The following is a 13457-nucleotide window of genomic DNA, read 5'->3' on the forward strand; positions in this document are numbered from 1 at the left end:
ATTCGTTGGTATCTAGCCAAGAATCTTTATCTAGCTTTGTAGGATAAATCTAGTAGATCTCTTTCTTGTCGCATAACATGCAAAATATAAACTTTATCGCTATCCACTTTTATAGAAAACACGACAAGAATTAGTTAACTTCACGGTAATTTAAGTTAACTAATTCTAGTGGCCTTTTACCTGATTCAGGAGGATTTTATAACCTTGTTAGTGAGTTAATTACCAATTTATTGCAGCAAAAGTTAAAAACAAACCTATATAATTAAACGTAGACACAAACCTAAACCATGCTGGTAAGTTTTTCTTTAAAAAATAGAATGTTGTACAGAAGATAAAAATCATTGATGGAACAACAAAAAAGAAAACACCAATTCCACGAGCCATGCCCGAGCCTGCAGCGTCTGTACCTGTAATATAATCTTCGAAAAAGTGACTTATGATTAAAGCCCAAGTTATAGCTTGAAATGTAAGAATAACGTATGCTTTTTTTGGGGTTTTTGAACTTTCAGCAATTTCCATATTGACTCAGTAACGCCCTAATAATGGGCAAGTAATAGTTGGTTAAAATAAGCGACGCAAGAACAAAAACCAACTGTTTTTTGTCCTTGTTGAATTGCCTTGTTAGGTTTTGATTACTTATAGTCTTTTAACGACTTACTTTTAATAGCATCAACTAAAAACGTTGGTAAGTTATCTAAAATTTTACCTGATATATAACCATAAATGCATACAGGTGCGACAATAATAAGAAAAATAACACTTGATATAACATCATCTGTAGCCATTGGTATAATCGATAATAATGATAACATTATCATTGTCAAAAGCATCAAAGATAATAGCCCGCCTAGAATTCTTATTATTGAATTAATTTTAATATTTTCTTCCATTTTACGAACACTCCATTTAGAAAAGAAACCTAACGCCTCATTAAGAGGAAATTTATAGTTGGCTAAAATGTTGAGCGCAGTGAAAACAGCCAACTGTAAATTTTCCTGCTTTAATGACTTGTTAGGGTTTTATTAACTCTGCCCATTTATTGTTTAAAAAGCCAGTCTCTTGCCCAACTGACATTATTACGGGACTGAAATCATTAGTTTTAGGCAACTCAAAAACTACGTCATAGACGGTTATATCTTTAGCGCTTGTACCATTAGATTTAGCCCACTCCACAATGGCAGGATCTTTAGTATCAGCGATACTTGCTTTGTCGAGTGCCTTTAAAAATATATAGTGCTCTAATTCAGATTCAATTTTCGTTGGATTGCGTTTAATAGAAAATTCAATAACAAGAAGCTCAGACTTATTGCTGTACAATTGAGAAATATAACTTTCAGCTTTGTTTTTATATTCAGCCTCTGCACCCCATAATTCATCTATTTCATTAGAGTACGAGAATGCTGAAATGAATATTAGGAAAATAAAAGATAGTTTAAATTTCATCCGTGACTCCAGAAAACCCTAACGCCCTGTTAACAGGCAATAAAATAGTTGGTTAAAATAAGCGACGGAGGAGCAAAACCAACTGTTTTTTGTCCTGCTTTAATGACTTGTTATACGTAATTAACTACTTAAACTGCTTATTTGCTATAAATATTGGTATCAGCAATGCAACCAAGATAAAGAAATAGAAAACAAATGCAACATGATCATGTTTCTTTTTCCCTTTGGTAGAGTAGATATTTATACTTTTAGTTTTCCATAAACTTGCTAGTACGTAGCTACTCAATACATTAGCTAATATACCTACCAAAGAATATATGATCCGCTCTTTTATCTTTAAAGTACTCCAAAAAGTATTCAATGTATAAAATGAAAAAAGCACATTGAATAGTCCAAATATAACTAAAACTAAAGTACCGCTTACGGAAAATATATAAGTAAGTTTTCCTGAATATATTGTGCCAGAAAATCCGAAAATCGATATTAATAGGATAGCTAGTATTGGTAATCCGATAAGAGAAATAGGCCAAATTAATAATACATCTTTATTTCTTATAGCATCCATTTATGCAGAGAGCTCCATTTACGTATAACAGCTTATTCAAAGGAATAATTCCTTCTATCTATAAAAGAAAATTATCCATCTGATTTTTTAAATGTTATTGAGAATACGTCACTATTCAATTTATTTCAATCACTTAAAAATTAGCCCTGAACTGGTGGATGTGTAAAAGAAGGAAACTTTCATTCTTTGCTGTAGAAAGAGGGAAATTAATAAAGTTGTATCAATATAGAGTATCAATATTGTAATTATTCGATAAATGTAAACTTTGTCTGTGATTGAATGACCATAGCCATAGCCGATGTAAAAGCTTGGGCAGTCACGTGATTTTACAATGACTAAATACCCCAAGTTCAGGTTAACTAATCAATACTCATATGTTGGACATTAAGAGATAATTGGATCTAGGCCGCACTCTAATCGACCTTTTTCCTTATCTCGTGTCGGATTCGCTCTTTGAGCATACTTTGACAAAAAATTGATAGTTTTTTGCCATATTTTTTTCAGTGTCGATATCACACCTTGTGTGATTGATTCCATTAATTGATAAAACCAACCTTGGGTGTTTTTTGCGACCATAAAGCTTGATAGCTCAATACCTACAAGTTGTTGAACACTCATTCCTATTCGCCGTTTTACTAACAACGTTAATAAGCTTGCCCACACTAAACCTTCCATCATACTTGCTTTTCTGGTGTTAAACTTTTGAAGGTTGCAATATGACTTCCATTCCTTAAACAGTAATTCTATTTGCCACCGGAGACTGTATAGCTTTATGAGCGCTTCAGCACTAAACTTTTCTCGACTTAAGTTTGTTGCCCAATAAGTCGGCTCACTTTTCCCTTTAGGCCAACTAGCAATCAAACGATAATACGTTTGGCCTTCCACATCCATATCAACAATAACGCTACGGCGAATATGCTTTTTAACGTCCTTTTGTTTCTTCTGGGAAAACCGTTTCAAGACTTTTCCTTGGCGATTAAATGCGGCAACAACGACTGGATTGACTGTTGCTTTAGCACGCACAATATAGAAACCACCTGCGATATCTATTGATTCTAGGTACGACAACTTGAAGTACCCTCTATCGGCGAGAAACAAAGTGTCAACTAACGATTTAGCATCGGGTAAAAAATCATATTCAGCTTGGCTATCTGGACTGATTGAAATATCTTCGGGATAGCCTTTAAATAAATCCCAACTCACATGTACCTCTATTGCTGCAGGGCTTATTTTAGTAAAGCGACCTTTAAAGGTTTCTTGTAAACTATCATGTACAGCAAACGAACTTCCATCTTGCATTACTATACGTTTAAAATCTGACAGTGTAGCGTCTGTACCGAGTATTTGTTGCTGCCATTCACTTAACGCTACATCGACTAATGATTTCATTAATTGGCTGAATTCAGGCTTACTCAGTTGATTATGAAACGGTTTATATTGAACATCTGTTTCCGTTAACTTCACAAAATAACGATGTAAATCTGTCACGGTGCTTACCGACTTATCACCTAGTGCCGTTATTAACGACATGACTAATTCAAAGGGTTTTATTATTCGTTTACGGCTACAAAAACGAATTTCTTTACCTATTTCGTTAATATTATAATCGTTAAGTACTTTCGTTATTTTGTTTAACTCAGTATTATGTTTATTCATGCTCTGCTTTTGGGATAGATAGTGGTTTGGCGATTACTATCAGATCAAATTCAGAGCATGTTTTCAATTGTTTTATTCCTTAAGATCCAACCTATGAATATTCCTTAAATTAAATGCTTTATTAATAATTCTGATATTAAAGGAATTTAAGGAAAAAAAAAGCGCTCACCTAAAATTAGAGAGCGCATACAAACAACATAAAAAATTCAGGGAAGAACTTTACTATTAAGTAAGAGTCTTGTTATGACTATTAGTTCAATTTAAATTGAATTAATTGAAAGTTTTTATAAGTGATGTTTAAAAGGTAACCATTAAAATATATTAGTCGATTGTTAAATGTCAGCTAGGTGAGGTAATGCTGCAAAGGCTCCTTTTTTCTGGCAGGTAAAAGCACCACATTTAGCTGCAAATAACACCGCAGCAGAAACGTATTCTTGTTGCTCAATAATTTTATGTATTGACTCTATTTCGCTATGTTCTTCAACTGATTTTGCGAGTGAAAATAGAAAACCTGAAATAAAACTATCACCTGCACCTGTGGTATCGACCGGAGATATTTTAGGTACTTCAAACATTGTTGAAAAACCAGTGCAAGTTACTTGAATAGAACTTGAACCATCAGTGATTACAATAAGCTTCACACCAAGTAGTAATAAATATTGTATGTAAATATCGACATCAACTCCTTTGGTTTTAGCCAAATATTCAGCTTCGTCTCTACTCAATTTAACTATATCGGTTTCTTCTATACATGTTTCAACTCGGTTAGTTAAAAACGATAAATCTTGCCAAAGTTGCTGGCGTAAATTTACATCAAAACTAATTAAGACATTATTTTTTTTAGCACTTCTTATAGCGTAAAGCGTATCAGTATATATTGGCTGACTAGTTAATGTGTTTGAACAAAAATGAAAAACGCCTATATTTTGCCAATTTACTTTATCAACTTGAGATATGCCATATTGCATGTCGGCAGTATTATGTCGGTAAAAGTTGAAGGCTCTCTCCCCACAAGAGTCTAAGCTAACTAATACTAATGCAGTATTAGCATCAGCTATTATTTTAACGTAATCGGTATGAACTCCGTCATTTTCTAGAGCTTGTATGAGCATATTACCAAAATTGTCTTCACTAATACCTCCTGCAAAGTATGCTTCTCCACCTAACTTAGCATAGGCTACTGCGACATTGGCAGGAGCACCTCCAGCTAACGGAATATAACTTGGGTCATTTACTGACGTAGGCAGAAAGTCGACCAACACTTCGCCATAACTGATTAAAGAAATCATAGATTGTCCTTAAAAAAGCCCATCTAAAATGGGCTTGTTATTACCTGTAAAATTGCTGCTTACCGACTAAAAATCGTATTTAAGCGTCATACTTGTTGTTCTACCATTAATTGCTCGAGCTCTAATGATATTATTAGCAGGGATATTACCTTCTTCAGCTTCAGTTAGACCGACTACATTAAATAAGTTGTTTACATTTAAAGCAACGCTGAAGCTATCTGATAAATAGTATTGTGCAAAGGCATTTACTTGGGTGTAACCATCAAACTTAAGCGCGTCTCCGGCATCTTGATCACCACCATCTTGAGCGTAAGCATCAGTTGTACCAATAAAGTTAAAGCCTGCGGTACCTTCTTCGAAGTTATAACTAGCTGTTAGTGAATATATTATGTCGGCTTGTCTTCTAGGTGTATTACCAACCGCATCGGGATTTAATGCATCTTGAGTAATCTCTGCATCTGTCCAAGTCATGTTGCCACTCACAGTAAAATCACCAATGTAGTAAGAACCTTCTAATTCAATACCATGTGATTCATATACACGGTCAAAGAATTTTTGGCTAGTTGCTTCAAAGTTTTGCTCTTGAGTTTCAGCAAAGAAGGCCGTAGCAAATAAAGCGAGTGCATCTTGGCGATACTTGGCTCCTAGTTCATACTGATCAACTTCATCAACAGCATCTTCTGGGGCTACAGAGCCATCATCTGCAATTTTTCCGAATGCTAAACGATCAGCATTAGTTGTACCACCGTGACTAAGATTCGCAAAAATAGCTAAATCATCATTTAGTATATAGTTAGCACCAAGTGAGTAAGATGTGTAACTCCAGTCATAATTGGCGATAGATCTTCCACTATTATTTACTGAAGACACACTTTCTTCAGGCTTTGAAATGATACCGTCTCTGTTCATGTCAATAGTAGACTGAACTGCACCAGCATAGGTTCCTGTTGCTGAGCCACTATCATAACGAACACTGGCATCAATGGTTAAACGATCAAACGTTGAGTTAATAGCAATATAAGGAGCAGAACTTTCATATTGTAAGTCGTAGTTTCTGGTACAACAATTCCCCCAAGCTGGAACACCATATGCAATTAAGCCATTGTCTGAGAAGCTTGTTCCATCAGCAGCGGTTACATCAATTAGTGAAGCGTTATTACCATTAATCTCTGATAAGTAAGTATTCCAAAGCCATGATTGTTCAATGTTTTGTAAAGACTTGTAATAACCAAAAGTAACATTAGTATTATCAAATGATTTTAATATTTTTAAATCGTTAACCATAAAGTCCAAGTTACTCATTTCAACATCAAAGGTATGAATACGCATTAAGTTGTCACCTGTGTATGCTTGTCCTTGTTGTGGTCCTGCAGCATACGTTAGACTTGCACCAGAGCCAGCAATACTATCTGCAAGTACTTGGCTGCTTTGGATGCTTTCAGGGAATGGGGAAGTAAAACTACCTTTGGTACTTGATGTTCTAAATCTGTTCTCCATTGACCAATCATTGCCTAAGTCAAATACCGCTTCTAAACCTACCGCGTTTACTGTTGGGTTCATACCATCACGCATATCTGAACGACGACGGTTGCCTGTGCCATCTGTGGTAAATAATGAAGTGAAATTAGCTGAATGGATAGCATCTGACTGAGAATCAAAGCCTGGCAATGATGAACCGTCTGCATACATAGGCATAGGTAAATAGCCCGTTGTAGCATCTTCTAAATACTTGTAGTAGACCCGAACATAACCTTGATCAAATTCTTTTGTTATATTGGCTTTGATTTGTCCACCATTATCCCCTACATAACCGGTATTTCTTGGACCTTCACCTTGACGATAAAAACCACCAAAATGGAAATACATTGAGTTGTTAATTTCACCACCAAAGTCAAAATCTGTACGGATAGTATCGTAATCTAAACCAATGGTCGTGGCGATACTGCCAGATTCGGACTCACCCGTTTTACTGATCATGTTAATAATGCCGCCAGGTGCATTTGACGCTAAAGTTGATGAAGAGCCACCACGAATTGATTCAATTGATGACACTGTACTGTCAAGTCTGAGAAATATATCAGAGTTACCAAATGCGATGTCTCCAAATTGTAAAATGGGTAAACCATCTTCTTGTAGTTGTAAGAATTTTGCGCCACCAGCTGCAACAGGAAGACCGCGAACAGCAATGTTTGCATTACCTTCACCACCCGATGATTCTGCGCGGATACCAGGAATTGATCTAAAAGCTTCTGATGTACTTCTAGGTGTTGCAATTTCAATTTCGTTTGGTGTCAAACTACTTACCGAAGCTGTTGATGCCATAACAGTAGTACCTTTACCTGACACACCAGTAACAACGATTCGTTCAAAGTCTAAGCCTTTTTCAACAGCATTGTCTTCAGTTTTTCCTGTCTCTGCTGCACTCAAGCTAGAACAAATTGCCATGGTTAATGTGCTTAGTATTAATTTTTTGTAGGTTATGCTTTTCATTTGTATTCCCCGAGTTACTTTATAGTATGTTTTATAATTAATTGTTGTCATATTGTTATTAATCGCAACTTAATCGATTAAGTTTATTATTAGTTATAATCCCATTATTTTGCAAGTACTCATTTAATTAAATAGTGATATCTTTATTAATTAATTGATAATTGGCGATATTTATTTTCTATTTATGAACGTTATGCTGGGTGGGATCTGCAATTAGGTTATAAATGGCAGCTAACGCTAAGATAGCTGCAAAGAACGTTGCTAAGTAAAAACCATAAGATACATGACCAAATAAATCGCTTATAACCCCCATAAGAAGAGGGGCTACTGCAGCAGAAACAGCAGTAAAAAACAGGATTACTCCAGCAACAGCGCCATGTTTTGATGGGTGGAAACAACTAATCCCCTTAGAGTTAAGGGTAGGGTATATCATGGACATAAATAAACCTGAAAGTGGCAATAGTACAACTGCGGCTTCAACACCTATTATCGCAGTACCTAGATAACAAAGAAATACGGCTAACGAGAACCAACACATAACAGTTTGCCATTTAAAATGTTTTAGCATCAGTACTCCTAAAAACCGCCCCCCCGCTCGTAAAACAAAGAAGATTGTAAGTGAGTATGTGGCTAGCCAAACTAGAGAGCCAGTATAATCAGCTAAGAGTGTTGGCATCCAAACATAGATAGCAACTTCTGTGGCAACATATAACGCGATTGCCAATGAAAAGCCCATAGCATAAGGGTCTTTCATTACTTTAAGTGAGCTTTTTAAATTTACTTTTCCTTCGATACTTGGCTTACTTACAGGGTATTTTGTTTTCATTGCAGCTAAGCAAAGTAATGCACACAATACCCCAGCACTTATATATAAGTACTTCCAAGATATACCTGAAACAAGTAAGTAACTTACTATTGCTGGGCCTACAATAGCGCCGATACCAAAAAATCCTTCTACTTTATTCATCGTCGAAGTATGTTCTTTATTTGACGATGAAATGTCACCAATTAACGCTAACGCCCCAGTTTTAAATAAACCAATAGCGATACCAATCAAAGCGAGAAGTGATAAAAAATATATAAAACTACTACCTAAAGAAAATAGAAAACATGCGAGTGAAAATATTAATAAACCAATAACAATCGTTGATTTTCTACCCCACTTATCCGCTAGGTACCCTAAAAGTAAACCGCTAAGAGCAATGAAAATCATAGGTATATAATGAAACGCGCTCGCTTGTGTTAAATTTAATTGATAGGTTTCTATCAGTTGGGGAATGATAACGCCAACTGCATCAGAGGTCATCGCAAATACAAAAAACATCATATATGTGAGAAGTTTTATTCTCCTTACTGACGCATCTTCCGATAATGGAGGACTTAGTGTTAAGTTATTTTTTTCGTTCATTATTTTTCCCCTGTTAATAAAGCTTTTTATGTTAATTGTAGTTAAAAACTGTGTTGATCATTTATTCTTTTGTCTTAGCATCTTAAAGAAAAGTTAAATTATTCTTGATTAATGCTTGATTCTATATAAAGATAGATCTTAATCGATTAAGATGCAACATAAACTTAAAGGGTAAACTAATGAAAAATAATGTTCAGCTAATAACCTATATTGATAGACTTACTGGAGAAGGGACTCAATCATTAACAAATTTGTTAAATGAGCAACTTACAGGTTTGTTTTCAGGTGTTCATTTGTTACCTTTTTATTATCCAATAGATGGTAGTGATGCTGGTTTCGATCCTATAGATCATACCCAAGTTGATAGCAGGCTTGGCGATTGGAACGATATAAAAGAGCTAGGCGAAGAACATGAGTTGATGGCTGATCTCATCGTAAACCATATGTCAGCTCAATCAAAAGAGTTTAAAGATGTATTAAAAAAAGGCTCAAAATCTGTTTATTGGGATTTATTTTTAACTAAAGAAAAGGTATTTCCAAATGGTTTGAGCGATGCAGAACAAGCAAAAATATATCGCCCTAGACCAGGTAGTTGCTTCACTAAATCTTCGTTACCTAACAATGAAAGTGCAAATTTTTGGACTACTTTTACAGATAATCAAATAGATATAGATGTGACATCTGCAATAGGAAAAGAGTATTTAGCCCGTATATTAAAAACATTTTCTGAAAATAATATTAAAATAATTCGTTTAGATGCTGCGGGTTACGCACTTAAAAAAGCGGGTACAAGTTGTTTTATGCTTGATGAAACCTTTGATTTTATTGATCAACTTACGGATGTTGCTAACAAACTGGGTATTGAAACACTTGTAGAGATACATTCTTATTATCAAACTCAAATAGAAATAGCTAAACGCGTTGATCGAGTTTATGATTTTGCTTTACCACCGCTTATTTTACATAGTATTTTTACTCAAAATTTTACAGCATTAGCAAAGTGGTTACACATTTCACCAAGAAATTGTATCACTGTGTTGGATACTCATGATGGCATTGGTATTATTGATGTTGGTCCAATGAATGGTAAAGCTGGTTTATTAGATAATATTGAAATAGATAATCTGGTTGAAAAAATTCACCTTAATAGTACCAACGAAAGTAAACAAGCCACGGGAGCTGCAGCGAGTAATGTAGACTTATACCAAGTTAACTGTACGTATTATGATGCACTTGGGCAAAGTGATTTTGATTATTTGATTGCCAGAGCAATTCAATTTTTCTCTCCTGGTGTACCACAAGTTTATTACGCTGGTTTACTGGCTGAACCGAATGATATGGCATTATTATCTAAAACGAATGTTGGTCGAGATATAAATCGACCTTATTTAGATATTGATCGCATTGAAAAAGCTTTAAATAAGCCTTTTACAAAAGCAATAATTATACTCATTAAATTACGTAATGAAACTGAAGCTTTTAATGGTGAATTTACTGTTAATAGTAATAACTCATTATTGGAAATGAAGTGGCAAAAAAATGAGAATAATGCAACGCTAATTGTCGATTTAGCCGATCGACAAGCACAAATTGAGATTACAGAAAACAACAGCACTCGTATTATAAGTTTAAATATGTTGCTCAATATGAGCTAAAAACACATCAATAAATGTTCAGTTTATAATATAACTACGTATACTGTAGTTATATTATAAACTGCTGAATTTACGGTAATAAAAAAGGTCATCATGACAGTTAATAAAGTTTGGACGCTTAAAAGTATTGCTAAAGAGCTAGGTGTTTCAAATGCTACAGTTTCTAATGCATTTAACAGGCCCGATCAACTCTCTAAAAAGCGTAGAGATGATATACTCGAATCATGTAAAAAAATGGGGTATTCAGGACCTAATAAGGCGGCTCAATCTTTAAGGAATGGTCGCTTTAATATCGTTGCGTTGGTGCTTCCTGATAGCGTTGAATACATGATAACAGATCCTGTGGCGAGTAATTTTGTAAAAGGTGTTTCAGCTGTTTTAGAAAACAGTAAAGTTAATTTATTATTGTTTTCTGGCACCTCAGATAGTATTAATGCAGTGTCTGATTTTGTTGATGGCTTTATTTGTTACGGTAGTCCACGTAATACTGAATTGATTGATCAATTAAGAACGACAACAAAAAAAGTTGTCACCGCAGATTTTGATATTGATCGTAAAGCCTCTATAGGTATTGATAATGAACAAGCTGCTTATGAAATAGCGAAACTTGCGATAAACTCCAAAGACGATGATATTGCTATTCTTGGTTTAAGGCTACTCGATTCAAATTTAACTTGCCGTGTATACGACTTACCCTCTTCAGACTTTACATGTTCAATTTCTCATCAACGATTAAAAGGTTATCGACGAGCTATTAAGGAATTAGATGTTAACCTCAGAGACGATAGGGTTTGGAATATACCTGCAAGTAAACATAATTCTGCCTTAATAGCGGTTAGAGAAGCATTAACATCATCGCCTCGCCCAAATGTTTTACTCTGCATGAGTGATCTTATTGCTTTAACAGCAATAAAAGAAATTAACTCAATGGGTCTTAAGGTACCAGAAGATATAAGAGTTGTTGGTTTTGATGGGATCGATGAAGCGCTACATTCTTCTCCTGTATTAACAACGGTACATCAAAATAGTGAAAAAAAGGGTAATAAAGCAGCAGAACTTTTTATCGATAGAGCGACTGACTCGGTATTAATTCCTTTTCATATAGAGCACGGCGGAAGTTGTTAAAATTATTAATTAAATAGCAAAGTAGTTGTAAATTTTAATAAGTATAAATACTCATGTCTCGTTCTGAAATACGTTGACGGTTTTAATGGAAGGCCAGTAGCTTTTGCTCCTGGTCTTTTTTATGCTCTTGGTTTGGTGTTTTCAGTCTGTAGTGGTCAACTAATTTTGGCCACAGTTATGTATTCAAGTTCGTATTTTTTCTCTGACTCATTTAGTGTTAACCCATCGTTATAGCTGTGTGATCTAACCTCGCTGTAATATCTAATAATATACTTAACAACTGTATTTTCAGCAGACCTTTATTGGTACCCTCTATCTTGAATTGTTTTTTCTGCTACATCTAGTGGTAAAGCAATGACTGTAGCGTTTTGTCTTATTCTTTCAATATGTTCAGGAGTTAAAGGCTCTTTATTTAATTGCCTTGCTCTAGAAAGTAATGCTTCAATACCAGGCGAGTACATTAAATACAGATTTTCAGGGTTAGAACGAGAATAAAGTTCTTAAAAGGCCCTGAATCGCCTACCTTTAAACGGGGAACATCCGCTATAGCTGTATTTGAAAAAGATAATAAACCTAGAATAAAACTAAACATTTTTAATGAATACTGCAAATTCCCCCCCATTTAAATTGACTTGTGAGCCACGCTCTTATGCGAACCACTATAAATCTGTTTTATAGTAAAGCCAGGCTCCAAATGAAAGAAGCATATCAATTGACATAAACACACCAATTGTAATTAAAAACATGATTAATGAATCTGCTATGAAAACAGAAAAAACCGCACTGATGATAAGAGCTAAGAGGAAATGATTTCTAAAGTATGTTTCATCTTTAAATCGACGATGACGATACAATAATAAGTTTAGAAAAGTATTCATACTACACTCACTAGTCAAAAGCTGGCAACGCCTCAACAAGAGGCAAATATCAGTTGGTTAAAATAAGCGACGCAGAAGCAAAAACCAACTGTTATTTGTCCTTTTAAATGACTTATGTATTGTCCTTCTTTAATGCCTTGTTAGTTGTTGATAGTTAAACACATTTAACTTACCAACAACACAAAAATTTAATTGATGGAAGTGAGTATTTAAAAACACCACCGCAACTTAGCCACTGAATGTGAACTTTGAGCCGTTTACGAATTTACTTATTAAATTTACCCACAAAAGTTAGGCGAAAACTGTGTTACCAAAAACGCTAAAAACTTACGAGTAAATTGAAAGTAACCACAAGAAAGGAAGGAAACAAACACCAATCCTTTGATGTGAAATACCGCAAGATTAAACTAAATTTACTCGAACAAGTTGCGGCAACTAACGAGCTTGTAGAATAACTCATTTTTATGTTATTTATTAATAAAAATACTCTAACTGGATTATTTTCTTTTAACAATCAAAAACGTTTACGTTTTTGGCGATTTAATTTTTTACATCGTTAATTCATTGAAATAGCTAATTGGTGCTTAATAATTCAGTGTAATAGCGGTTTATATGATGTGTAGTTGGGCTTTTAACCCTTAATGCAGGTTGTTTCTTAACTTTTCAATATTATGAACAAGGCAATACAGTTGCCATTGGGTGTTTACTTTTTCTTGACCGCGTAAGGTCAATTTATTCATGCCTTTATTGACAGTAATATTGCCAAATACAGGCTCGATAGCACCTAATCGCTTACTGTATTGTCGTCGTCCTATTGGGCTATCTATTTTGACTTTCATTTTGTCAATGTAGCTTAGCCTTTTACCCGAGCCACATTGTTTAAACTGAACTTGCCGTCCTGTTTTTATTGGCGGTTTTCTCATGCATTGCTGTTGCAGTGGGCAACTT

General features: G+C 34.7%; 12 protein-coding genes and 1 pseudogene. 2 read left to right on the plus strand and 11 right to left on the minus strand.

Annotated elements, in window-relative coordinates; genetic code table 11:
• Positions 1 to 30 precede the first annotated feature (30 nt).
• The 9 genes and pseudogenes from CWS31_RS18000 to CWS31_RS13725 all read right to left on the minus strand — a co-directional run.
• Positions 31 to 190: pseudogene (locus tag CWS31_RS18000) on the minus strand (type II toxin-antitoxin system RelE/ParE family toxin); the annotation flags it as partial.
• Positions 191 to 219: 29 nt separating this feature from the next.
• Complete coding sequence (locus CWS31_RS13690; protein WP_101343966.1) at positions 220 to 519, minus strand: hypothetical protein; 300 nt, start codon at positions 517 to 519, stop codon at positions 220 to 222.
• A gap of 113 nt (positions 520 to 632) precedes the next feature.
• On the minus strand, positions 633 to 983 hold the full coding sequence (locus CWS31_RS13695) for a hypothetical protein (RefSeq protein ID WP_101343967.1): 351 nt from the start codon (positions 981 to 983) through the stop codon (positions 633 to 635).
• A 28-nt stretch (positions 984 to 1011) separates the two neighbouring features.
• Positions 1012 to 1443, minus strand: coding sequence for a hypothetical protein (locus tag CWS31_RS13700; RefSeq protein ID WP_101343968.1), 432 nt, complete (start codon positions 1441 to 1443; stop codon positions 1012 to 1014).
• Between the two features lie 124 nt (positions 1444 to 1567).
• Positions 1568 to 2008: a hypothetical protein gene (locus tag CWS31_RS13705; RefSeq protein WP_101343969.1), complete on the minus strand. Its 441-nt coding sequence runs from the start codon at positions 2006 to 2008 to the stop codon at positions 1568 to 1570.
• A gap of 384 nt (positions 2009 to 2392) precedes the next feature.
• On the minus strand, positions 2393 to 3664 hold the full coding sequence (locus CWS31_RS13710) for an IS4 family transposase (RefSeq protein WP_101343970.1): 1272 nt from the start codon (positions 3662 to 3664) through the stop codon (positions 2393 to 2395).
• A gap of 332 nt (positions 3665 to 3996) precedes the next feature.
• A complete protein-coding gene (locus CWS31_RS13715) occupies positions 3997 to 4953 on the minus strand; it encodes a carbohydrate kinase family protein (RefSeq protein WP_101343971.1) in 957 nt (318 codons plus the stop codon).
• 66 nt (positions 4954 to 5019) lie between these two features.
• Positions 5020 to 7443 (minus strand): TonB-dependent siderophore receptor, encoded by a 2424-nt coding sequence (locus tag CWS31_RS13720; protein ID WP_101343972.1) that lies wholly within the window; start codon positions 7441 to 7443, stop codon positions 5020 to 5022.
• 178 nt (positions 7444 to 7621) lie between these two features.
• A complete protein-coding gene (locus CWS31_RS13725; RefSeq protein WP_101343973.1) occupies positions 7622 to 8851 on the minus strand; it encodes an MFS transporter in 1230 nt (409 codons plus the stop codon).
• Between the two features lie 179 nt (positions 8852 to 9030).
• Between CWS31_RS13725 and gtfA the strand changes: the two genes are divergently transcribed.
• The gene (gene gtfA / locus CWS31_RS13730; RefSeq protein WP_101343974.1) at positions 9031 to 10506 is read left to right on the plus strand and encodes a sucrose phosphorylase; all 1476 of its coding nucleotides are present in this window, start codon (positions 9031 to 9033) and stop codon (positions 10504 to 10506) included.
• A gap of 93 nt (positions 10507 to 10599) precedes the next feature.
• Entirely contained in the window at positions 10600 to 11631 is a 1032-nt protein-coding gene (locus CWS31_RS13735) for a LacI family DNA-binding transcriptional regulator (protein WP_101343975.1), read from the plus strand.
• Between the two features lie 299 nt (positions 11632 to 11930).
• On the opposite strand, the gene CWS31_RS17585 is transcribed toward CWS31_RS13735, so the two are convergent.
• Positions 11931 to 12092 carry a hypothetical protein gene (locus CWS31_RS17585; RefSeq protein ID WP_170252880.1) on the minus strand — a complete coding sequence of 54 codons (162 nt, stop codon included), beginning with the start codon at positions 12090 to 12092 and terminating at the stop codon, positions 11931 to 11933.
• Positions 12093 to 13147: 1055 nt separating this feature from the next.
• The coding region (locus tag CWS31_RS13740; protein ID WP_246143541.1) for a transposase at positions 13148 to 13457 on the minus strand (310 nt) is incomplete at its 5' end.

The organism is Colwellia echini (genome assembly GCF_002843355.2).
GTDB lineage: Bacteria > Pseudomonadota > Gammaproteobacteria > Enterobacterales > Alteromonadaceae > Colwellia > Colwellia echini.